A 22,602-nucleotide genomic window follows, 5' to 3' on the forward strand; every position below is an offset into this window, starting at 1 on the left:
CCCCCGAAGGGGCCTTACCGCTCGACTTGCATGTGTTAAGCACGCCGCCAGCGTTCGTCCTGAGCCAGGATCAAACTCTCCGTTGAATTCTATATGCCAACCACCCGAAGATGGATAACAGACAAACGAAAAACGATCCATTGCAATCAGAGACAAATCAAACTGACTTGAATCCAGAAAAATTACAAAGGAATCCAACACGAATCAACGATGAACCAGACCTACCAACCTCGAAGAGGCAAGCAAGCCCACTCACACCGAGACCCATGAAGGGGGTTAATGCTAAATTTCGGCATTGACTTTCGGCACGCTGTTGAGTTCTCAAGAATCGGGCGCACACCGCGTCTTTGACCTCTCGGCCAGGACTCCGGGGCAACCTGCGCTACCTTACCGGACCAGATCCACCGGGTCAAGCCCGAGTTTTTCCGATCCGCGCCCCGCGCCTGAGCTACCGACCCGAGTCAGACGACGCGGTGCGGCTCAGCTAGCTTTGGGGGGTTCGGAGCGACCGGCCGCTTTCGCGTCCCGCACTCGCTCCAACAAGAAGAACATTACGTGGCTTCGAGGTAGCCGGTCAAATCGGTATCCGGTGGGGCGAATCACAGGGCCGTAATTTGCCCCGGGCATCGACCTCGTGGGATACGTCAGTCCGCGGCCGGCGAGGCCAGAACCCCTGCGAACGAACGCTTCCCGCGCCTCAGGACCAGCACGCCACCCGGCAGCAGGTCCTCGCCACCCGGGACGTACTCAGGGTCGCTCACCTTCTCGTTGTTCAGGTACGCGCCACCTTCGGCGATCGTCCGGCGCGCGGCCGACTTGCTGGCCACCAGCTCCGAGAGCACCAGCAGGTCGGTGATGGTCGGCATCTGCTCGTCCGGCTTGAGCTCGTAGTGCGGCGCCTCCCGCAACGCGGCCACCAGAGTCCCGCCCTGCAGAGCCTTCAGCTCCGACTGGCCGAACAGCGCCTTCGCCGCCAGCTTCACCTGCTCGGTCTCCTCAGCGCCGTGCACCAGCGTCGTGACGTCCTCCGCGAGCAGCCGTTGCGCCTCACGGGCGTGTGGGCGCTCAGTGGTCGCTTCCTCGAGCGCAGCGATCTCCTCAGCCGTGCGGAACGTGTAGAACCGCACCAGCTGCATCACATCGCGGTCATCGGTGTTGAACCAGAACTGGTAGAACGCGTACGGCGAGGTCAGCTCCCGATCCAGCCACACGGTCCCCGACTCGGTCTTGCCGAACTTGGTCCCGTCCGCCTTGGTCACCAGTGGCGTAGCCAGCGCGTGCGCCTTGCCCGAGTCCGACCGCCGGATCAGCTCGACCCCAGCCGTCAGGTTCCCCCACTGGTCGCTTCCACCGGTCTGCAAGGTGCACCCGTGGCGCCGGTACAGCTCCAGGTAGTCCAGCGACTGCAGCAGTACGTAGCTGAACTCCGTGTAGCTGATCCCCTGCTCCAGCCGGGCCTTCACCACTTCCCGGCCGAGCATCCGGTTCACCGGGAAGTGCTTGCCGATGTCCCGGAGGAAGTCGAGCGTGTTGAGGTCCTTGGTCCAGTCGTAGTTGTTGACCATCCGCGCCGGGTTCGGCAGCGACTGGTCGAAGTCGACGAACCGCTCCACCTGGCCGCGGACCTTCTCCACCCACTGCTCGACGAGGTCCTTCGGGTTCAGCACCCGCTCGGACGACTCCTTGGGGTCACCGATCAGCCCGGTGGCACCGCCGACCAGCCCGATCGGATTGTGGCCGGCCAGCTGGAGCCGCCGCAGCGTCAGCAGCTGCAACAGGTTGCCCATGTGCAGGCTCGGTGCGGTCGGGTCGAACCCGACGTACGAAGTGATCGGTCCGGCGGCCATCGACGCTCGGAGCGCGTCCAGGTCGGTGGAGTGCGCGATCAGGCCGCGGCTCTCCAGGTCGTCGAGCACCTGGGTGCGGCTTGCGGTCCCGCTGTCGGTCACTTGGTCTCTCCTCGAGTCACGTCAGATCAAGACAAGTGTCCTGTACCAGCTCCGGCCGGCAGGCGCCGGGTCAACCTGCGTCGGGCCGCGACAGTACTGCGCGCAGCTGCGCGACCAGAGCATGTCCATCGGGCCCGTGCACCGTTGCGGCCGTCGGGCGATGGGGATCGTGAGCACCCGGGTCCGGGTTGGGCACCGGCAGACCGTGGGACAGCACCTGCTCGGCGGGAGTCAGCTGGCGGATTCCGATCGCCCGCACGTGCTCCGGGTGCGTCTGGGCGAAATCGCCGTACAACTGGGGATCGTGCTGGCCGTCGTCGCCCACCAGCACCCACTTGACGTTCGGGAACTCGACAGCCAGGCGACGCAGCGCAGTGCGCTTGTGCTCCTGCCCGCTGCGGAACCAGCCGGTGTTGGTCGGCCCCCAGTCCGTCATCAGCAGCGGCCCAGCCGGGTAGCCGTGCCGGTCGAGGAATCTGGTCAACGTCGGCGCCGTGTTCCAGGCACCGGTCGACAGGTAGAACATGGGCGCGCCCGGGTGGTCGGCCAGCAGCTCGGCATACATCTCGGCCATGCCGGGCACCACTCTGCGCGCCTGCTCCTCGCGGAGGAAGGTGTTCCAGGCCGCGATCAGTGGTCGCGGCAGCATCGTCAGCATCACCGTGTCGTCGATGTCGCTGACCAGACCGAAGGCGGCATCCGGGTCGGGCACATACACCTGCCCGCGCGCCTGCCGCTCGCCGTGCACGCCGAGGCCGATCTCATGCCAGCCAGGAGGCAGCGCCACCGGCACTGTGAGGTCTACGAAGCCACCGCGATCGGTGGTCGCCTCGAAGGTCTGACCGGACACAGTGACGGACACCTGTACTCCGGTCGCCGGCGCGGTGACGAATACCCGCCAGCCGCGCACCACCTGGTCTTCGTCGTACCGGGGCTGGTTGCGCGGGTCGCGGCTGAGCACGACGCGAGCCAGCACCCGGGTGAACTCCTGGGTGCCGTAGCCGACGTGCGGGATGATCCGTTCCCGCCAGCCGCGGCGGCGCAGGATGACCCCGACCCCGACGTTGAACCAGTCCTCCAGCCGGGAGGAGTAGTGCGGACGGGCCATGTCCGAAACCTACCCGCCGACGGGGCCTGTACTCGCACCGGGAGGACTGTCCCCGGCGACCTTTACAGTCTCGATATGACTCAGACCGCCGCTGCTCTCGGAATGTGCTTCCCACGGACCTTCCCGGCTGCCCTGGTGACAGAGGTCGCCCGTCGTCTCGACGCCGGCGGCGCGGACGAGCTGTGGCTGATCGAGGACTGCTTCTACACCGCCGGCCCCTCCCTGGTCGCGGCCGCGCTGACAGCGACCGAGCGGCTCACCTGTGGGCTCGGCATCGTCCCGGCAGTAGCCCGTACTGCGGCCGTCACCGCGATGGAATTCGCCACTCTCGACGCGCTGGCGCCCGGGCGGTTCCTGCCGGGTATCGGGCACGGCGTGCAGGAGTGGATGGGCCAGATGGGCGTGCGGCCCAAGTCGCCGCTGACCGCGCTCGACGAGGTGACGACAGCGGTGACCCGGTTGCTGGCCGGCGAGAAGGTGACGATGCAGGGCCAATACGTCGTACTGGAGGACGTGCAGCTGGATGCGCCGCCAGCCCAGGCGCCACCGATCCTGCTCGGCGTCCGCGGGCCGAAGTCGCTGGCACTGGCCGGGCGCGTCGCGGGTGGCATCGTGCTCGCGGAGCCCGCCAGTCCGTCGTACGTGCGAGCCGCTGTCGAGGCGGCCGGCTCGCCGGAGGGCTTCGTGGTCGCCGCCTTCAGCGCCTTCTGCGTGCGCAGCGACCGCAAGACGGCGTACGAGTGGACAGCGCCCTGGCTTGCCGGGCTGATCGCGGAGAAGAACCCGGCACTCCCCGCGTTGCCTTTCTACGACGACCTCACCAAGCTGTTCGACGAGAAGGGCATCGACGGCCTCGTCTCGATGCCGCAGGACTGGTGGGCCGAGCTAGGCCCGATCGGCACCCTCGACGATGCCGCGGCCCACATCGACGCGCTGGAAGCCGCCGGGGTCCACCACATCGGCCTGTTCCCGGACCCCGAGGTCGAGCACGGCCTGCCCCAACTCGAGTACGTCCTCGAGCTCGCCAACCGCTAGGGCGTGTCTCCCAATCCCCTGCAGTCGCGAGCGGTGCCCTAGCCCCGCTTCTTCGGGGCGTGTGGTTTGTAGGGCGAGACGGTGGGGTCGCCCGGGATCCAGAAGCGCCAGGGCCAGTCGGGGGCCTCGCGAAGACCGACCCGAGGTCCGGTGGCCGGTTCGCCGTCGAAGCCGTCGCCCGGCAGAAGTTGAACAGCCGACCTGCGGTCCAGAAGGTCGACGCCGTTGGCCTCGCGCTCGATGCCGAGGGCGACGCAGAGGCGAGCCGGCCCGCGGGCGAGGTCACGATCGGGATGCGCCTTGGCCGGGAGAGAGCCCCAGCGACGCTCGCGAGCCAGGTCGAGGCCCTCGATCACCTCGCCGGCGCGGAAAAGGACGGCGGAGGGCTGGCCCGCGGGGCCGGCGCTCACGTTCATGCAGAAGTGCATGCCGTAGGTGAAGTAGACGTACAGATGCCCGGCGGGGCCGAACATCACCGCGTTGCGCGGCGTCTCACCCCGATACGAGTGCGAGCCGGGGTCGTTCGGCCCGTCGTACGCCTCGACCTCGGTCACCCGGACCGCCACCGGGCCGGCCTGCGTCGTCCTGCGCAGCACCATGCCGAGCAACTTCGGCGCTACTTCCAGGACAGGCGAGGCCAGGAGTGTACGTCGTACGGGCATGCGGCGAACTCTATTGCGGTCAGCGACTGAGGTCCTACCACAAAGTGACCAAAGACCCTGGCCGGGCTGCTGGGGACCGATGAGGATCAGCGAGCTGGGGCCATTCGGTCCGAGCGGACTGAATCAAACTCACGGGGGCTCCTCAGATGGCACATCCGCCGCAACCACCACAGCTGGCTCAGCCGCCGTTCAACCCGCCGCAGGAGCCACCGAAGAAGAAGCACACCGCCCGCACCGTGCTGATCGTGATCGGGTCCGTGTTCGTCGTGCTGATCGGGATCAGTGTCGCCTCGAGCGGCGGCGACAACGCCAGCCCTGGGACCAACAATCCGGCCACCGCACCGGGCCCGGCTGCCACAAAGGCCGCCGCGCCGAAAGCCACCGCACCGCAACCCACCACGTCGGCCAAGGCCTCGGTCGCGCCGCCGGCGTCGACGGTCGCCTGCGCCGACCAGGACGACCGGTCGGCGCCGTGCACCGTGACGGTCGGTGGAGCGTTCGCGCTCGGCAAGCATCAGGTCCTGGCCGGGTGGAAGATCAGCGACTCCGGATTCGGCCTGACGATCACGGGTAAGGCGAAGAACGTCAGTGACGACGCCTCCGCGATGGTCGTCACGGTGAAGTTCCTGCGCGGTGACGAGGTGATGGCGAACGTCATGTGCACCACCGGCGAGCTCGCCGCGGGGCAGATCGAGACGATGAGCTGCCTGCCGGACGGTACCTACACCAAGAAGTTCGACAAGGTGACGGCCGAGGCCGCCTTCTAGCTTGCGTGCCTGCAGTGGCGCCCGTGGAGAGGTCGGGCACCACTGCGGCGCACGGGACTAGGCAAGCCGCTTCGCGTGCTCGGCTGCCCGGCCCCGGAGCTCGATCAGTTGCTCGGCGACGCGGTCTCCCGCGGTACCGCCGCGGCCGTTGCGGGAGGCAACCGAGCCCTCGACGCTGAGCACCGACCTGACCTCGGGCGTCAGCAGCGGCGAGATGGCGGCGAGGTCCTCGTCGGAGAGGTCCCACAGCTCGATGCCGCGCTTCTCGCACTCCTGCACGCAAGCGCCGGCCAGCTCGTGCGCCACCCGGAACGGCACCTTCTGCTTCACCAGCCACTCGGCGATGTCGGTGGCCAGCGAGAAGCCCTGCGGCGCCAGTTCCTCGAGCCGCTCGGTGTTGAAGACCAGCGTCCGGATCATCCCGGTGAACGCGGGCAGCAGCACCTCGAGCGTGTCGACGGAGTCGAAGACCGGCTCCTTGTCCTCCTGCAGGTCCCGGTTGTACGCGAGCGGCTGCGCCTTCAGCGTCGCGAGCAGCCCGGTCAGGTTGCCGATCAGGCGGCCGGCCTTACCGCGGGCCAGCTCGGCGATATCGGGGTTCTTCTTCTGCGGCATGATGCTCGACCCGGTCGAGTACGAGTCGTCCAGCTGGACGAAGCCGAACTCCTTCGTCGCCCAGATGATCACCTCTTCGGCCTGCCGGGACAGGTCGACGCCGATCTGCGCGGTGACGAAGGCGAACTCGGCGACGAAGTCGCGCGCCGCCGTACCGTCGATCGAGTTCGCCGAGGAGTTCGTGAAGCCCAGCTCGGTCGCGACGAACTGCGGGTCCAGCCCGAGCGTGCTGCCGGCCAGCGCGCCCGACCCGTACGGCGAATCGGCCGCGACCCGGCGATCCCAGTCGGCCAGCCGGTCGAGGTCGCGGATCAGCGGCCAGGCGTGCGCCAGCAGGTGATGCGACAACAGCACCGGCTGCGCGTGCTGGAAGTGCGTCCGGCCGGGCATCGCCACACCGAGGTGCTTCTCGGCCTGCTCGGCGAGGGTGTGCACCTGGTCGAGCACGAGTCCGCTGATGATCCGGCCGTGGTCGCGCAGGAAGATCTTGAACAGCGTGGCGACCTGGTCGTTCCGCGACCGCCCCGCCCGCAACCGTCCGCCCAGCTCGGCCCCGAGCCGGTCCACCAGCCCGCGCTCGAGAGCGGTATGCACATCCTCGTCAGCCTCGGCCGCGACGAAAGCACCGGAGAGTACGTCCGCCAGCAGCACGTCGAGGCCGGCGAGCATCTTGGTGAGATCCTCGTCGGTCAGCAGCCCCGCGCGGTGCAGCACCTTCGCGTGCGCCTTCGACCCGGCGATGTCGTACGGCGCCAGTCGCCAGTCGAACTGCGTCGACTTGCTCAGCGCCGCCAGCGCATCAGCCGGTCCACCCGTGAACCGGCTACCCCACAGGGTCGCACCTTCACCAGAACTCACAACAACATCCTTTCAAAAGCAGAAGTACACAACAGCGTCACTACTTGGCTTCGCTGCGGGCGGCGAGGCTGAGGAACCTGGCTGCCAGGGCCTCTCCCCCGGACGGATGGCGCGACACGACCATCACGGTGTCGTCGCCGGCGATGGTGCCGAGTACGTCGTCCAGTCCCACGTGGTCGATCGCCGACGCGAAGTACTGGGCCGCACCCGGCGGGGTTCGCAGGATGACCAGGTTGGCGCTGCCCTCGGCCGAGACGAGCAGCTCGGAAGCGACCCGGCCCAATCGCGCCTCGAAGGCCGCAGCCTCACCGGCCCGCGGCGTACGGTCACCGCCTTCACCCGGTACGGCGTACACGAGCTGGCCGGCCGAGTCGCGAACCTTCACCGCGCCGATCTCCACCAGGTCGCGCGACAAGGTGGCCTGGCCGACGACGAGCCCGGCGTCGGCGAGCAGATCGGCCAACTCGGTCTGAGACCGGACCGGCTGACGGCCGAGCAGGTCGACGATCCGCTGCTGACGCGCGGTCTTGGTGGTCGGTACCGCAAGATTCATGAGCTGAAGTTCCTTGCCAGCAGCCACGACAGCAGCGCCTTCTGCGCGTGCAGCCTGTTCTCCGCCTCGTCCCAGACGACCGACTGCGGGCCGTCGAGCACGGCGGCCTCGATCTCCTTGCCCCGATACGCCGGCAAGCAGTGCAGCACGATCGCGTCGTCCTTCGCCTTGGACACCAGTTGCCCCGTCACCGCATACGGGACGAAAGGAGCCTCGCGCAACGCCGCCTCGGCCTCCTGGCCCATCGACACCCAGGTGTCGGTGGCAACGACGTCGGCGCCCACGACGGCCTCGAACGGGTCGGAGGTCCAGGCCGCCGAACCACCGGTGGCTGCGCCGATCTCCACCGCCTTGGCGAGGACGGCGGCATCCGGCTGGAACTCAACGGGAGACGAGATGACGACGTGCATCCCGGCAGTCACCCCGCCGAGAAGGTAAGAGTGCGCCATGTTGTTGCCGCCGTCACCGAGGTAGACGAGCTTGAGCCCCGCCGTCCCGCCCTTGTACTGCCGGACGGTGAGCAGGTCGGCGAGGACCTGGCACGGGTGGAACTCGTCCGTCAGCGCGTTCACCACCGGCACTCGCGAGGCAGCGGCCATCTCCTCGATCCGGGTCTGCCCGGAGGTCCGCCAGACGATCGCTGCGACCTGCCGGTCGAGGATCCGCGCGGTGTCGGCGATCGGCTCGCCGCGGCCGAGCTGCGAGGACTGCGCGTCGATGATCAGCGGGACGCCACCGAGCTCGGCGATACCGACCGCGAACGAGATCCTGGTCCGGGTCGAGGCCTTGTCGAAGATGACCGCGACCGTCTGCGGCCCGCTCAGCGGTTGGTGCCCGTGCCGATCGGTGGTCAGCTGCTGCGCCAGCGTCAGGACCTCGTCCTGTTCGACCGGGCTGAGGTCGTCGTCCCGCAGGAAGTGCCTGGTCATCCGGCCTCCACCTGGTCGAGCAGCGCCGGCAGCGCCGCGACGAAGCTGTCGACGTCAGCCTTGCTCAGGATGTACGGCGGCGCCAACCGCAACGCGGTGGGAATCGGGTTGTTGATGATGAACCCGGCCTCCAGCGCGAGCGCCGCGACCTGGTCGGACACCGGCTTGGTCAGCTCGATCGCCAGCAACAGCCCACGCCCCCGAACGCCGGCGATCAGCGGGTGGCCGAGCGCCTCGACGGCGGAGACGAGATGGTTGCCGACGGCACTCACATTGGCGAGCAGCCCGTCCCGCTCGATCACGGTCAGGACGGCGAGACCCGCGATCGACGCGACCGGGTTGCCACCGAACGTCGTCCCGTGGTTGCCCGGCTGGAGCAGGTCGGCCGCCGCACCGAAGCCGATGCACGCGCCGATCGGGATCCCCGCGCCGAGCCCCTTCGCCACGGTGACGATGTCGGGAGAGATCCCGTCGGCCTGGAAGGCGAACCAGTCACCCGTTCGTCCGACACCCGTTTGGATCTCGTCGATCCAGAGCAGAGCGCCGTGCTCCGAGGTGATCCGGCGCGCCTCGGCGAGATAGCCGGCCGGCGGTACGACGACGCCGTTCTCGCCCTGGATCGGTTCGAGCACCACGGCGGCGGTCTCGTCGTCCACGGCGGCGGCGAGCGCGGCCACATCGCCGTACGGGACGAAGGTGACGTCACCCGGCAGCGGCGCGAACTGCTCCCGGTAGGCCGGCTTCCAGGTGATCGCGAGCGCTCCCATCGTGCGGCCGTGGAAGGCGCCGACGGTGGAGACGATCTTGGTCCGGCCGGTCTTGCGGGTGATCTTGAAGGCGGCCTCGTTCGCCTCGGTGCCCGAGTTGGTGAAAAACACCTTGCCGTCGGCATCGAAGAGCGACAGCAACTTCTCGGCCAGCGCGACCTGCGGCGCCGAGGCGAAGAAGTTGGAGACGTGGCCGAGGGTGGCGAGCTGGCTAGTCACGGCCGAGACCACGAACGGGTGCGCGTGACCGAGGCAGTTGACCGCGAGCCCGCCGAGCAGGTCGAGGTACTTCCTGCCGTCGGCATCCCACAGGTAGGCGCCCTCGCCACGGACGAGGATGCGCTTGGGTGCGCCGAAGGTATTCATCAGGGACTGCGAGTAGCGCTCGGTGAGCGCGCTCTGGGTCCCGTCGACGGTGAGCAGTTCGGTCATGACGGGATCACCTGGGTTCCACTTCCGGCGTCGGTGAAGATCTCGAGCAACAGCGAGTGCGGCACCCGGCCGTCGATGACCGTCGCCCGGGAGACGCCGGACTGGACCGCGCGCAGGCAGGCCTCCATCTTCGGCACCATCCCGGACGCCAGCGACGGCAGCAGCTCGGCCAGCTCGGCGGCGTCGATCTGGGTGATGATCTCCTCGCTCTCCGGCCAGTTCCGGTAGAGACCGGCGACATCGGTCAGTACGACGAGCTTCGAGGCGCCGAGTGCGACCGCGAGCGCGGACGCGGCGGTGTCGGCGTTCACGTTGTGCGCCTGGCCGTCCTCGTCCGGCGCGATCGTGGAGACGACCGGGATCCGGCCGGCGTCGATCAGGTCGATCACAGCCTCCGGGCGAACGTCGACGACGTCACCGACCAGGCCGATGTCGACCGACTCACCGTCGATGATCGCGCCCCGCCGCTCGGCGGTGAACAGGCCCGCGTCCTCGCCGGACATGCCGACGGCGAACGGGCCGTGCGCGTTGAGCAGACCCACGAGTTCACGGCCGACCTTGCCCACCAGGACCATGCCGACCACGTCCATCGCCTCGGGCGTCGTCACCCGCAGCCCGCCGCGGAACTCGCTGTCGATGCCGAGCCGCTGCAGCATGTCGCTGATCTGCGGTCCGCCACCGTGCACGACGACCACCCGGACGCCACAGTGCCGCAGGAACACGATGTCGGAGGCGAACGCCTGCTTCAGCTCGTCGTCGACCATCGCGTTACCGCCGTACTTGACGACGATCGTCTTGCCGTGGAACTCCTTCAGCCAGGGCAGCGCCTCGGTCAACACGGCGGCCTTCTCGACCGCATTCGCGTGCGTGTTCACGGTGACCGCCGGTTTCGGCGCGGTCGTCGTCATGAGGAGTACGCCGAGTTCTCTTCGACGTACGCGTGCGACAGATCGGTCGTCAGCACGGTCGCCGAGGCGTTGCCGGCGTGCAGGTCGATCACCACGTCGATCTCCAGGCCACTGATGTCGGCCTCGGAGCGGTCGACGCCCTTGCCACCGGCGATGCAGATCGCGGCGCCGTTCAGGGTGATGTCGAGCAGCGCGGGGTCGAAGGCGGTCGGCGCGTTGCCGACGGCCATCGCGATCCGGCCCCAGTTCGGGTCGGAGGCGAAGAAGGCGGTTTTGCAGAGGTTGTCCTCGGCAACGACCTTGGCGGCGGCGACCGCCTCGGCCTCGGTGGCCGCGTTCTGCACCGTGATGCTGACGTGCTTGGTGACACCCTCGGCATCGGCCTGCAACTGCTTGACCAGATCCCCGGCGAGGGTGATGAGCGCGGCCTCGAACTCGTCGACGGGGACGGTGACACCGGAGGCGCCCGAGCTGAGCAGCAGCACGGTGTCGTTGGTCGAGGTACCACCGTCGACGTCCAGCCGGTTGAAGGTCTTGCCGACCGCGTTGCGCAGTGCGTGGTCCAGGTGCGGCTGGTCGACGATCGCGTCGGTGGTGATGACGGACAGCATGGTCGCCATGTTCGGCGCGCACATACCGGCGCCCTTCGCGAAGCCGCCGATGCTCCAGCCGTCGGCGTGCTTGAGGACGGCCTGCTTCGCCACCCTGTCCGTCGTCATCACGGCAGTCGCGGCGGACAGGCTGTGCTCCGCCGTGTTGCCCAAGGCATCGACCACGGTCTTGAGGCCTGGCAGCAGCTTGTCCATCGGGAGTCGCTCACCGATCAGGCCGGTCGAGCAGACGCCGATCTCGGCCGCGCCGACGCCGAGGATCGCGGCCAGCTCTTCGGCGGTCTTGTGAGTGTCCTGGAAGCCTTCGGGGCCGGTGCACGCGTTGGCGCCGCCCGAGTTGAGCACAACGGCCTTCAGCTTGCCCGCGGTCAGCACCTGCTGCGACCAGAGCACCGGGGCCGCCTTCACCTTGTTCGTGGTGAAGACGCCCGCCGCCAGGTCGTACGGGCCGTCGTTGACGACGACAGTGAGGTCCGGCTTGCCGGCCGGCTTGATCCCGGCGATCACCCCGGCCGCGCGGAAGCCGGCCGGCGCGGTGACTCCGGCGCTCCGATCGACCTGTGGCTCCACGGCTACGGTCACGGTGCTACTCCTACGAGGGGAAGGGCCAGCGTCTCGTCGAGACCGGCGGCCAGGTTCATGCACTGCACGGCGGCGCCGGCAGTGCCCTTGGTGAGGTTGTCCATCGCGGCCACGATCACGGCGCGGCCGGTCCGCTGGTCCAGCGTGACTTGCAGCTGGACGGTGTTGGCGCCGAGCGTGGCTTGGGTCTGCGGCCACTGACCTTCCGGCAGCAGGTACACGAACGGCTCGTCCTGGTAGGCCTGTTCGTAGGCCCCCCGCAGCTGGGCTGCGGTGGTGCCCTCGGTGACGGGTGCGCTGCAGGTGGCGAGGATGCCGCGCGCCATCGGGGCGAGCACCGGCGTGAACGAGACCGAGACCGCCTGGTCGGTGACCGGCGCGAGATTCTGCTCGATCTCCGGAGTGTGCCGGTGCACGCCGCCGACGCCGTACGCCGTGGCCGAGCCCATCACCTCCGCGCCCATCAGGTGCGTTTTGGGACCCTTGCCCGCTCCCGACGTCCCGCTCACCGCGACCACCACCAGTTGGCCCGGGTCGACGAGACCGCCTTGGACGGCGGGGAGCAGAGCAAGGGTCGACACGGTGGGGTAACACCCCGGTACTGCGACCCGGTTCGTACCGCGGAGCTTCTCCCGTTGACCGGGCAGCTCCGGGAGACCGTACGGCCAGTGGCCGGCGTGCTTGCCACCGTAGAACTCCACCCACGCCTCTGCGTCGACCAACCGGAAGTCCGCGCCGCAGTCGATCACGGTGACTGTGTTGTCAAGAGCGCCGAGTTGCGCTGAGATCTCGGCGGACTGCCCGTGCGGAAGAGCCAGGAACACGACGTCGTGACCCGCGAGTGTCTCCGCGGAGGTCTCGACCAAGATGCGACCGGCCAGGGGCAGCAGGTGTGGATGGTGGACGCCCAGCGCAGTACCGGCGCTGCCGCCTGCGGTCAGTGCGCCGATCTCGACTTCTGGATGCACCGACAGCAGCCGAAGCAGCTCTCCCCCGGCATACCCACTGGCTCCAGCCACCGCGACCGTCAAACTCATGTGAATGAGTATGTCAGATACCGCATGAATATCCAACCCTCAAGCTCCGTAGAACCACTCAAGCGCAGACCCGGCCGAATGGCCAGGATCAACGTATGAGCTATCGGGTTTTCTTCGGCTGGGTCGGTCTGGAGCTGGCCGGCTATGTACTCGCGGTGGTGTTCGCCTCCGATGAACCCAACTCGGGATGTACTGGCCTGTGCTTCAGCGACCAGGGGCTGCTGGTGCTGTTCGCGATGACGTTCGGGGTCTTCGTCCTAGGAGGCCAGGTGCTCGTCGGATTGTTGCTGACCAAGTCGTTCGACCGCAGCCGCCGGAGCCCCTTCGTCACCGGCAGCACCGCCTTCTTCATCACCTTCATCGTGGTCGCACTGGTCCTCACCTTCCTGGCGGTGGCGCACTGATGACCGAGGCGAATCCCGGCCGGATACGGCGCAGTGTGCGGGCATTGCTGACACTGCGCAGTATGCGGGCATTGCTCGCATGCGTGCTGGTAGAAGCCGAGGTGTACTTCGTCGTGCTGCTGACGCGGTCGGGTCAGGACCCATCCGGGTGCGCCGACACCTGCTGGAGCGACCAGGACATCGCGGCCGTCTGGGGACTCGGGGTCGTCGCGCCGCTGGCGGTCGGCCAACTCGTCTTCGGTGGAATCGCCGTTGCCCTGGCGGCCCGCAAGGGCGACCGGGGCATACCCACCGGTCTGTTCGCCTGGTTCGGCGCCACCGCGCTGACGGCAGCGCTCCTTTTCGGCACCTGGTTCCTGCAAACGACGTGACCGGCATCACGTCACAACCAGTCTGCCGCCGCGTGTCCGGAGGGGTGACACGACCCGGGGGGGTCGGGCGGGAGATGTCTCGACAATGGAGGCAGGATGGTCGACGTGACGTCCGATGAGGAACTGGCAGTCGAGTTCGATGAACATCGGAGGGTGCTCGTCGGGGCGGCGTACCGGGTGGTGGGGAGTGTTGTCGACGCGGAGGACGTCGTACAGGAGACGTGGTTGCGGTGGGCGGCTGCGGATCGGGATGAGGTGCGTGACGTCCGGGCGTACCTGATCCGGATCACGACCCGGCTCGCGCTCAATCGGCTCCGTGCGCAGAAGGCGCAGCGGGAGCAGTACGTCGGGCCATGGCTGCCGGAGCCGCTCGGCTCCACGCACGACCTTGGCAAAGACGACCCGGCCGTGGTGGCCGAGGTCGCCGACTCGGTGTCGATGGCGATGCTCGTCGTACTGGAGACGCTGTCGCCGCTGGAGCGGGCAACCTTCGTACTGCGGGAGGTGTTCGACCTGCCGTTCGGGGAGATCGCCGACACGCTTGGCCGGTCGGAGCCCGCGGTACGGCAACTCGCTCATCGGGCCCGCGAGCACGTGCACGCGCGGCAGCCGAGGCACCAGGTCGACAAGGCGCGGCACACCGAGGTGACCAGCCAGTTCCTCACGGCGGCGTGGTCGGGCGACTTCGACCAGATGGTCTCGCTGCTCGCGCCGGACGTCGAGCTGGTCAGCGACGGTGGCGGTAAGAAGAAGGCCGCGCTCCGGCCGCTGCTGGGCCAGGTCAAGATCGCCCGCTGGCTGCTCGCGCTGGTCGCGCCCGGCCAGCACGCCTACAACTTCGAGGTCCGCCTGACCGACCTCAACGGCGACCAGGGCTTCGTCTTCTACGACGGCGAAACCCCCGACAGCGCATGCTTCCTGGAACTCGACGAAGCCGGCCGGATCAGCCAGATCTACATCATCCGCAACCCCGACAAGCTCACCACCATCCCCCGCCTCAGCGAGCTGCCTGAGCCTTAGTTCACGGCGGCCGCGATGGCGCGGGCGCAGTCGATCGACTCGGTTGTACCGGTGCCGACCTGTACGTCGTAGGTGACTCCTTCGTGCACTGCCGTCGCCTGCGACTCCGCCATGCCGCCGGTGCGGTCGCCGCGGGCGATCTCGCGGCCGGCCGCGATCTCCGGGGCGCACCGGACGCCGACCCAGAGCACCTCGATGCCTGCCAACTGGGTGCGCACTCGCTCCTGTGAGGCGGCGCCGCTCAGGAAGACGTCGTCGAAGATGATGCGTGCGCCGGCCCGCGCCATCGCGGCGACGCCGGTCATCCAGGCCGACTCGATCTCGCGGAAGCCCGCGCCGACCTCGACCTCGCCGTGGTCGCCGAACGCGATCCCCGTGCCCGAGTCCAGGAGCCCGGGTGGCAGCGCGTCGACCAGGTCCGGCGGCAACTGCAATTTCGCTACGTCAGCCGGCTGAGGAACGGGCGGATCAGGGCGACCGTCTCGTCCAGGTGACTCTCCAGTAGCCAATGCCCGCCGCCCTCGAGCAGATGCAGTTCGGCGTCGGGCAGATCCTTCAGGTAGGCACGCGCCGATTCCGCCGGCATGTATCCGTCCTCGGGACCCCAGACGATCAACGTCGGGGGTTGATACTCCCGCAGAAAGGCCTGGTACCGCGGGTAGAGCCGCACGCTCGACAGGATCTCCAGGAAGAAGCCGGCCATGATGTCGCGGTGCGGCTCCATCAGCGGCCAGGACAGCTGCCACAGGTCCGGGCTGATCCGCACGGCGGTCTCCGGCGGGACCTCGCCGAGGATCTCCTCCCGCAGCCCGTCTGCACTCACCGCTTTCGTGAGCTCGACTAGGTGTTCCTCAGTCGGCGACTCCCAGTACGCCCGCAGTGGCTCGTACTTCGGCCCGAGGGTCTCCTCGTAGGCGTCGCCGTTCTGGATCACCAGCCCGGCGATCCGCGACGGGTCCTTCAGTGCCAACTGGAACCCGACCTGCGATCCGTAGTCGAACAGGTAGAGCACGAACCGCTTCACCCCGAGCGCTGCAACGAACTTGTCGAGGAGCTCGGCATAACCACCGAAGGTGTACTCGAAGTCCTCCGGCGCCTCGCTGTAACCGAACCCGGGGAAGTCCGGCGCGATCACCCGCCACCGGTCCGCGAGCGCGGGCATCAAACCGCGGTACTGGAACGACGACGAGGGATAGCCGTGCGGCAGAAGCAGCACAGGCGCATCGGGCGGTCCCGCCTCCCGGTAGAAGACCTGCACTCCGTCGACGTCGATCGTCCGGTGAGCCATGCTCGGCATCGCCACTCCCTTCCTCGATCTCCCTGAGGTACCCGAAAGTCGACGATGCGAACGAACGACCCATGTCAATAGACTGCCACCTGCAAACGAGTCGCATTTAGAGGTAGCTGTGGAGTACGTCGTGATGGACCCGGAGGCGGTCTCGGATCCGGGGTTGCGGGCCGATCTGCTGGATACCTGGATCGCCGCCACGGATGCGGGCGGCAGCGTCGGGTTCACCGTGCCGGCGCCGGTGCACCTGGTCGCCGAGACGCTCGACCTCGCGCTCGAGCGAGTTGCCGCGGGCAAGGATCTCCTCGGCGTCCTGCACAACGGCGACCGGTACGTCGCGATGGGCCTGCTGGTCGGCAAGGACAGCGCGCTGAACCTGCACTGGCGCACGGTGCTGCGCGTGATGGTGCATCCGAAGTACCAGGGTGGTGGCACCGGCAGCCTGCTGATGAACGGGTTGCGACAGTCAGCGATCGACCTCGGGCTCGAGCAGTTGCAGCTCACCATCCGCGACGGCAACAGCCTCGAGGAGTTCTACGGCAAGCTCGGCTACCGCATCGTCGGCAGCCACCCCCGCGCGGTACGGGTCGCTCCTGACGACTACCGCGACGAACTCATGTTGGTGACCGACCTGTAGAGCCGGGTCCCGCCCGAAGCAGCGGGACCCGGCGCCACGGTTCCCCACTATTGGCGGCCCCGGCGGGCTAGCCCCATCAGTGTCAGACCCAACGCGACCAGCAGCACGGCCAGCGTGAGGAGCAGGACCGAGGGACCACCGGTATCCGGCAGTGCGGTCTTGTCCACGCTCGTCTGCGCGGCCGGTTGAGCTCCGATGGTCACCTTCACCTGCGAGTCCACTGTCACGCCATCCGTGTCAGCGACCCGGTACGACTGCTTCGCCGTACCGATGAAACCCCGCTCCGGAACGAGCCTGATCGTCGCGTCCGTACCGACCGTCCAGACTCCGACGTTCGCTACGGCCACCCGCTTCCCACAGGTGGCCGGCCCGGTGACCAGGCAGACACTGCCCAGGTCCCAGGCCGCGCCCTGAGTCGCGGCGTCGTTCAGGAGGGGGTTGACGACCACCGGGTTTCCGGGGCTGCCGGTACCGCTGTCCGGGATGGCCTTCGCCCCGCTGGGAGCACCGACGGTGATCTCCAGGCGAGCCGTGTCCGACGTCCCGTTCGCATCGGTCACCCGATAGGTGAGCGATCTGGTGGTACCGGCGAAACCCTTCACCGGGGTGTATCCGACGGCGCCGTCCGGCCGGGCCGTGAAGCTGCCCTCGCCCTGGATCGTCACCGTGGTCTTGTCGGTCCCGTCCGCCGGGTCGCGCAACACGACCGACGCCGGGACCAGGGGCGCCGACGGATCGCCGGCCTTGTCATTGCCGAGCACCGGCACGACAACAGCTTTCCCGTACTGCGTACTCACGCTGTCGTCGACCGCGATCGGCCTGACCGGCAGCACCGTCACCGAGACGGTCGAGCGGGCCGCGTTCCGGTTGCTGTCCTTCACCTCGTATGCCGCCGGCCGCGTGCTGCCCACGAAGGCCGCTACCGGCGCGAAGGTGACCTTGCCATTGGCAACCACGTAGGTGCCTTGCCCGAGAATGGTCACCCGGTCGACCAGGTTGCCCGAGGCATCGACCAGCAGGAGGGTGGCCGGGTCGAGGGTCGCGCCGGCGCCCGGCTTGTCGTTGGCCAGCGGATCGAAGGTGACCGCGACGTGCTGCCTGGTCTTCGCCACATCCGGCAGCGCCACCGGCTTCACGCCCACGGTGACCACCAGCTTCGCAGTACCGGCGCTTCCGTTGGCGTCGCTGACCTGATACGTCACCGCTGTCGTCGGACCGGTCCAGCCGCCCCACGGCAGCAACCGGATGCCGCCGTCGGGTTGCACGGTATAGGTGCCCTGGCCAACGACCCGAAGGCTCGTCACCGGGTCGCCGGTCGCGAAGTCGATCAGCCGGACACTGGCCGCGACGAGTGGCGCACTGGCATCGCCAGGCTGGTCGTTCGCCAGCACCGGCACGGTGATCGGGGTGTCGAAGGCGGTCGTGGCCGCGTCGTTCACAGCGTCAGGGACGATCGCGTTCACCGTCACGGTGACCGTCGACGTCGCCTTGTTCTTCGCCGTGTCCGTCACCTGGTAGGCGATCGAGCTCGGTCCGCTGAACGTCGGCACCGGGTCGAGGGTGATCTTGCCCGTCACCCCGTCGACCTTGTACGTTCCCTGCCCGGCGATCGTCGCGGTCCTGCCCCACGCCTTGCCGTCGTAGACCTGGACCGACGTCTTCTCGAGCTCGGCGTCGGTGCCGGGCTGATCGTTGCCGAGCGCATCGACCAGGGCATCGACGTTCTGCTTCGTCATGGCCGTGTCGGGCTTGGCCTGCGGCCCCTTGCCGACGGTGAGGAAGAGCAGACCGTCGGCCGGGGTCCCGTTGCTGTCGCTGACCCGGTACGTCGCCGGCGTGGTCATGCCCTGGTAGTCCTTCACCGGCACGAAGGTGATCGACCCGTCCGGCTTCGCCGTGTAGGTGCCTTCACCGGGCTGGGTGACCGTCTTCTGGTACTTCGTCGCGTCGGCCGGGTCCTGCAGCAGCAGACTCGCCGGTACCAGCGGAGCACTCGGATCGCCGGGCTTGTCGTTGGTCAACACGTTCAGCGTGATCGGCTGGTTGAACGGCGTGATCGCCGAGTCGTCGACCGTGAACGGCTGGACCCCGGTGACCTCGATACCGAGTGTCGACGAGGCGGTATTGCGCTGCGAGTCGGCCACCTTGTACTGGATCAGCCGCCCGTGCCCCTCGAAGGCCGGGACCGGGTCGAACTGGATCGCGCCACTCTTCTGCACGGTGTATGTGCCCTGCCCGGGAACGGTCACCGTCTTGCCGAAGCCGGTCGCCGCGGGCACCTCGGGTGAGCTGATCACCACCGACGACGCGTCGAGCTTCGCGCCGGTGCCCGGGCTGTCATTGGACAACACGTTCACGGTGACGGTGACGTTCTGCAGCGTCGAAGCATTGTCGGGTTGCGCGACCGGCGGCAGTCCGACGGTGATCCACACCGTGGCAGTCGCCGTCGTCCCGTTGTCATCGGCAACTTGGTAGGTCAGGGCGGTACCAGGCCCGCTGAAGCCCGGCACCGGTACGAACACGACGACTCCGGCCCGCGCGGTGTAGACGCCTTCGTCCTTGATCGTCACCACGGTCTTGAACAGCCCGTCGGCCGGATCCTTCACCAGCAGGCTGCCGACGATGAGCGGCGCACTCAGGTCACCCGGCTTGTCGTTGGCGAGCACCTTGACCGTCGCGGTCGCGCCGTACGGCGAGGTGGCGGTGTCGTCCTCGGCCGTCGGAACGATCGGCGTCACCGAGATCGTGATGGTCGACCGGGTCGCCTGGTCGAACCAGTCGGAGACGCGGTACTTGAGCGTGGTCGCCGTCCCGGTGAAGGCCGGCAGCGGATCGAAGCCGACCGTACCGTCGGGGTTCACGTGGTACGTGCCCTGGCCGGCGATCGTGACGACCTTCTTCAGCGAGCCGTCGGCCGGATCGATCAGTACGACGCTCAGCGGGTCGAGCCCGGTGCCCTGCCCGGACTCGTCGTTGGCGAGCGGGTCGAGGGTGATCGGATCGTCCTGCTTGGTGGTCGCCGTGTCTGGTTTGGCAAGCGGTGGCGGCGGCTTGGCGACAGTCACGGTGAGCGTCGCCGTCGCGAGCGTGCCGTTCACATCCGAGACGGTGTAGGTCAGCGCCGTCGCAACCCCGGTGTAGGTCGGCAACGGATCGAACTGCACATCGCCGTCGGCCAGCACCTTGAACGTCGCCTCGCCATCGACAATGACGGTCGTCTTCGACTCCTCCGTCATCGGGTCGATCAGCTTGACGCTGCTCGGCACCAGCGGCACGGCCGGGTCACCCGCGCTGTCGTTCGCGAGCACGTCCACGGTGACGTTCTGGTCGTACGCCGTACTGGCGGTGTCGTCCGTCGCGTCCGGCTGCACCCTGGTGAGCTCCAGGGTCAGCGTCGCCTTGCCGATCGCGCCGTTGCCGTCGGCCACTTGGTAGGTGATCGGGGTCGCCTTGCCGCTGAAGGCCGGGACCGACTCGAACAGCACCCGGCCGTCGGGTTTCACCGTGTACTTGCCCTGCCCGGCGACGACCACGCTGGTGGCCGGCTCGCCCTTGACTACTGCGGGCATCGGGAGCGGCGCCGGTTTCGCTGTCGAGGAGATCGAAACCGTCCCCGGGGCCGGTGGGATCAGGCGGAGCGAGCCCGGCACGATCGCCGAGCCCGTCGGGCCGGGCTTGTCGTTGTCGAGCACCGGGACGAAGATCGAGCCGCCCTGCAGCAGTACCGCGTGGTCGGGGTTGGCGACCGGTGGGCCGGGTTCGTCCACCGAGACGGTCAGCTGCGCTCGCGTCGCCGTGCCGTTCTTGTCGAGCACCTGGTAGGTCAGCGGTGTGGTGACGCCCCGGAATCCCTGCACCGGCTCGAAGGCCACCTTGCCTTCAGCAACCAGATAGTTGCCTTGGCGCGGCACGATCACCTGGTCGACGAGCTTGCCGCCGGCCGGATCGACCAGCTTGAGGGTGAGCGGGTTCAGCGGGGCCTCGGGCGTGCCTGGCAGGTCGTTGTCGAGGACCGGGATCACGACGTTGGTGTCGAACGGCGTGCTGATCGAGTCGCCTGCGGCTCGCGGCGTGACCGGTGTGACAGTGACGGCGAGCGTCGACTCGGCGACCTGGCGGGTGCTGTCGGTGACGCGGTACCCCAGCGTCGTCGCGACCCCGGTGAACTGCGGCAACGGCATGAAGTCGACCGTGCCGTTGGGCTTCACCACGTACGTACCTTCGCCTGGCACCACCACCTTCTTCTTGAAGGTGTCGGCCGCAGTCTTGAGGGCCGCGTCCGCCGGGTCTCTCAGTACGACGGAATCGGGGACGAGCGTCACGCCGGGCGCCGGGCGGTCGTTGGCGAGCGGGGTCAGCGCGATGCTGACGTTCTGCTGGGTGGCCGCCTTGTCGGGAGCGGCCACTGGCTTCGCGGGGAGCGCCACCGTGATGGTCAGCTTCGCGGTCGCCGTCGTCCCGTTGGTGTCGGCGATCCGGTAGGTGACCGGCTTGCCCTCGCCGACGAACCCGGGGACCGGCTCGAAATCGATCTCGCCGTCGGACTTCGCGACATACTTGCCCTCGGCCACCACGTTGACCATCACGCCGCACTTGCCGCCGTCGACCAGACACAGCGAACCGGGCTTCAGCGGGCTGGCCGGATCGCCCGGCCGGTCGTTGCCGAGCACCTCGGTCGTCAGGCCCGCGTTGTACGGCGTGGTCGCGGTGTCGTCGAGCGCGATCGGCGGAGGCGGCGGCGCGATCACGAGCGGGTGGTCCTCGACCTCGCCACTGTCCGCGGCGCCGACCGGCTTCTCCACCTGGGCCGTCGTGTACCCGGCCCTGACTCGCGCGTACGTCGTACCGGCGGTCAGGTTCGGCAAGGCCGGCCAGGTGAGGGTCGCGGCGCTCTGGCCGGAGGCAAAGGTGGCACAGGCCCGCTCCCCCGGCTCGAACTTGCCGTTCATGTCCAGATCGAGCCAGCCGCAGACGCGACCGGACTTGCTAGCTCCGCTGAGCGCGACGGTGGCCGAATAGTTCTTCGCGATGGTCGCGAGCGGCTTGAAGGTGACTCCGTCGTCGGCCTGGTCCTGAGTCGCCGGACCGACGGTGCCGTTGGCAACGGTCGTGTTGTCCTCAGTCGCGTCGTCGCCCAGCCGCAGGTCGCCGAGCACCGACCAGGCTGCGCCGTACGACGGGGGCGCGTCGCCGAAGTCTTCACCGGCCGAGGCGACGAGCGAGAACGCGTCGCCCGAGGAGGAGGTGTTGAACGCGGGGAGCTTGGCGTTCTTGGTGAAGACGGCGGTGAGGTCGAAGGTGATCGACTTCGCGACCCCGTTGACCTTGACCGAACCGCAGGCCGCAGTGACTGCCGAGTCCGGGCCTTCGCCGGTGTCGGTGGTGATGCAGTTCGGGCCGGCGTCGGGGTTGAGCGCGGTGATCGTGTCGCTGCTGACGGCCAGGTTGTTGCCCTGACCCAGCTTCGCCAGGCTGAGGCCGGCGGTCGTGAGCTTGAGGACCGAGTGCAGCTCGGACTGGGCGCTGACCCGGCCGTTCGTGGTTTGGGTGACCGCGCCGCCGATGCCGGCCAGATGCAGGATCGGATTGCGGACCGGTTGCGAGAAGGTGATCGTGAGCGTGCCGCGCGTCCCGCAGCTGCCGATCGCGGCGCAGCTGCCGGTGTTGACGAGCAGGTCCTGCGCCGGTGTGGTGCGCGCGATCGCCGGCTCGTAGGTCGTGCCGGTGCTGCCGCGGACGCCGGCGGTGGTTGCGTCGAGCAACTCGGTCTGGCCGGTGACCGCGATCGTCTGGGTGATCCCCGACCCGGGCATCGTCGCGGTCGCGGTGTTGCCCTGGGCAAAGGGGGCCGTCGGCACCTGATAGGCGATTGCCGGGCCGACCCCGGTGAGGACGGTGACGGCCACGACGGCGAGGCTCAGATTGATACCAGCGAGGACGGCGGGCAGCCGATGGCCGGACCTCGTCATTCCCACGCCCTCCCGAGCACTCACGTTTCCGCATGCGTCGGCCTCGGGGCGAGCGGGCCAGCGTAGAGCTAACGCTCTACGCCGGTCCGATGTTACGCGG

At 68.3% G+C, this 22,602-nt stretch carries 19 protein-coding genes and 1 rRNA gene; 6 read left to right on the forward strand and 14 right to left on the reverse strand.

What is annotated here, in order from left to right; genetic code table 11:
• The 3 genes from G3I17_RS18675 to G3I17_RS18685 form a co-directional block, all read right to left on the reverse strand.
• Nucleotides 1–86, reverse strand: a 16S ribosomal RNA gene (locus G3I17_RS18675); the annotation flags it as partial.
• A gap of 558 nt (nucleotides 87–644) precedes the next feature.
• On the reverse strand, nucleotides 645–1,949 hold the full coding sequence (gene tyrS, locus G3I17_RS18680; RefSeq protein ID WP_164597971.1) for a tyrosine--tRNA ligase: 1,305 nt from the start codon (nucleotides 1,947–1,949) through the stop codon (nucleotides 645–647).
• Between the two features lie 70 nt (nucleotides 1,950–2,019).
• A complete protein-coding gene (locus G3I17_RS18685) occupies nucleotides 2,020–3,057 on the reverse strand; it encodes a phosphatase domain-containing protein (protein WP_164597973.1) in 1,038 nt (345 codons plus the stop codon).
• A 75-nt stretch (nucleotides 3,058–3,132) separates the two neighbouring features.
• On the opposite strand from G3I17_RS18685, the gene G3I17_RS18690 reads away from it, so the two are divergent.
• Nucleotides 3,133–4,092, forward strand: coding sequence for an LLM class flavin-dependent oxidoreductase (locus tag G3I17_RS18690; protein WP_203590433.1), 960 nt, complete (start codon nucleotides 3,133–3,135; stop codon nucleotides 4,090–4,092).
• Between the two features lie 38 nt (nucleotides 4,093–4,130).
• Here G3I17_RS18690 and G3I17_RS18695 read toward each other — a convergent pair whose 3' ends face one another.
• Nucleotides 4,131–4,754, reverse strand: a complete 624-nt coding sequence (locus tag G3I17_RS18695; RefSeq protein ID WP_164597975.1) for a DNA-3-methyladenine glycosylase — start codon at nucleotides 4,752–4,754, stop codon at nucleotides 4,131–4,133.
• A 146-nt stretch (nucleotides 4,755–4,900) separates the two neighbouring features.
• Between G3I17_RS18695 and G3I17_RS18700 the strand changes: the two genes are divergently transcribed.
• The gene (locus G3I17_RS18700) at nucleotides 4,901–5,521 is read left to right on the forward strand and encodes a hypothetical protein (protein ID WP_164597977.1); all 621 of its coding nucleotides are present in this window, start codon (nucleotides 4,901–4,903) and stop codon (nucleotides 5,519–5,521) included.
• A 57-nt stretch (nucleotides 5,522–5,578) separates the two neighbouring features.
• Here G3I17_RS18700 and argH read toward each other — a convergent pair whose 3' ends face one another.
• From argH to argC, 7 genes are read right to left on the reverse strand one after another with little or no spacing between them, the layout of a single operon-like run.
• The gene (argH, locus tag G3I17_RS18705) at nucleotides 5,579–6,994 is read right to left on the reverse strand and encodes an argininosuccinate lyase (protein WP_164597979.1); all 1,416 of its coding nucleotides are present in this window, start codon (nucleotides 6,992–6,994) and stop codon (nucleotides 5,579–5,581) included.
• Nucleotides 6,995–7,034: 40 nt separating this feature from the next.
• On the reverse strand, nucleotides 7,035–7,547 hold the full coding sequence (locus G3I17_RS18710) for an arginine repressor (RefSeq protein ID WP_164597981.1): 513 nt from the start codon (nucleotides 7,545–7,547) through the stop codon (nucleotides 7,035–7,037).
• A complete protein-coding gene (argF, locus tag G3I17_RS18715; RefSeq protein ID WP_164597983.1) occupies nucleotides 7,544–8,476 on the reverse strand; it encodes an ornithine carbamoyltransferase in 933 nt (310 codons plus the stop codon). Before argF ends, G3I17_RS18710 begins: the two co-directional genes overlap by 4 nt.
• On the reverse strand, nucleotides 8,473–9,675 hold the full coding sequence (locus G3I17_RS18720) for an acetylornithine transaminase (RefSeq protein ID WP_164597985.1): 1,203 nt from the start codon (nucleotides 9,673–9,675) through the stop codon (nucleotides 8,473–8,475). Before G3I17_RS18720 ends, argF begins: the two co-directional genes overlap by 4 nt.
• A complete protein-coding gene (argB, locus tag G3I17_RS18725; protein ID WP_164597987.1) occupies nucleotides 9,672–10,583 on the reverse strand; it encodes an acetylglutamate kinase in 912 nt (303 codons plus the stop codon). The genes G3I17_RS18720 and argB overlap by 4 nt, the downstream gene beginning before the upstream one ends.
• A complete protein-coding gene (gene argJ, locus G3I17_RS18730; RefSeq protein ID WP_164597989.1) occupies nucleotides 10,580–11,776 on the reverse strand; it encodes a bifunctional glutamate N-acetyltransferase/amino-acid acetyltransferase ArgJ in 1,197 nt (398 codons plus the stop codon). Before argJ ends, argB begins: the two co-directional genes overlap by 4 nt.
• The gene (argC, locus tag G3I17_RS18735) at nucleotides 11,773–12,813 is read right to left on the reverse strand and encodes an N-acetyl-gamma-glutamyl-phosphate reductase (RefSeq protein WP_164597991.1); all 1,041 of its coding nucleotides are present in this window, start codon (nucleotides 12,811–12,813) and stop codon (nucleotides 11,773–11,775) included. Before argC ends, argJ begins: the two co-directional genes overlap by 4 nt.
• 95 nt (nucleotides 12,814–12,908) lie before the next feature.
• Between argC and G3I17_RS18740 the strand changes: the two genes are divergently transcribed.
• The 3 genes from G3I17_RS18740 (at nucleotide 12,909) to G3I17_RS18750 (ending at nucleotide 14,608) form a co-directional block, all read left to right on the forward strand.
• The gene (locus tag G3I17_RS18740) at nucleotides 12,909–13,217 is read left to right on the forward strand and encodes a hypothetical protein (protein ID WP_164597992.1); all 309 of its coding nucleotides are present in this window, start codon (nucleotides 12,909–12,911) and stop codon (nucleotides 13,215–13,217) included.
• Nucleotides 13,217–13,588: a hypothetical protein gene (locus tag G3I17_RS18745; protein ID WP_164597994.1), complete on the forward strand. Its 372-nt coding sequence runs from the start codon at nucleotides 13,217–13,219 to the stop codon at nucleotides 13,586–13,588. The genes G3I17_RS18740 and G3I17_RS18745 overlap by 1 nt, the downstream gene beginning before the upstream one ends.
• A gap of 96 nt (nucleotides 13,589–13,684) precedes the next feature.
• Nucleotides 13,685–14,608, forward strand: coding sequence for an RNA polymerase sigma-70 factor (locus G3I17_RS18750; protein WP_203590434.1), 924 nt, complete (start codon nucleotides 13,685–13,687; stop codon nucleotides 14,606–14,608).
• Here G3I17_RS18750 and G3I17_RS18755 read toward each other — a convergent pair.
• Together G3I17_RS18755 and G3I17_RS18760 are read right to left on the reverse strand one after the other, a co-directional pair.
• Nucleotides 14,605–15,042: a chloramphenicol phosphotransferase CPT family protein gene (locus G3I17_RS18755; protein ID WP_239062691.1), complete on the reverse strand. Its 438-nt coding sequence runs from the start codon at nucleotides 15,040–15,042 to the stop codon at nucleotides 14,605–14,607. The two genes, G3I17_RS18750 and G3I17_RS18755, sit on opposite strands and share 4 nt — an antisense overlap.
• Nucleotides 15,043–15,047: 5 nt before the next feature.
• Nucleotides 15,048–15,905 (reverse strand): alpha/beta hydrolase, encoded by an 858-nt coding sequence (locus G3I17_RS18760; RefSeq protein WP_164597997.1) that lies wholly within the window; start codon nucleotides 15,903–15,905, stop codon nucleotides 15,048–15,050.
• A gap of 109 nt (nucleotides 15,906–16,014) precedes the next feature.
• Here G3I17_RS18760 and G3I17_RS42125 point away from each other — a divergent pair, with 109 nt between their 5' ends.
• Nucleotides 16,015–16,533: a GNAT family N-acetyltransferase gene (locus G3I17_RS42125; RefSeq protein WP_164597999.1), complete on the forward strand. Its 519-nt coding sequence runs from the start codon at nucleotides 16,015–16,017 to the stop codon at nucleotides 16,531–16,533.
• 47 nt (nucleotides 16,534–16,580) lie between these two features.
• Here G3I17_RS42125 and G3I17_RS18770 read toward each other — a convergent pair whose 3' ends face one another.
• Nucleotides 16,581–22,502 (reverse strand): Ig-like domain-containing protein, encoded by a 5,922-nt coding sequence (locus tag G3I17_RS18770; protein ID WP_164598001.1) that lies wholly within the window; start codon nucleotides 22,500–22,502, stop codon nucleotides 16,581–16,583.
• Nucleotides 22,503–22,602 lie beyond the last annotated feature (100 nt).

Origin of the sequence: Streptomyces sp. SID13031, assembly GCF_010548305.1 — a bacterium.
In the GTDB taxonomy this organism is placed as follows: Bacteria; Actinomycetota; Actinomycetes; order Propionibacteriales; family Kribbellaceae; genus Kribbella.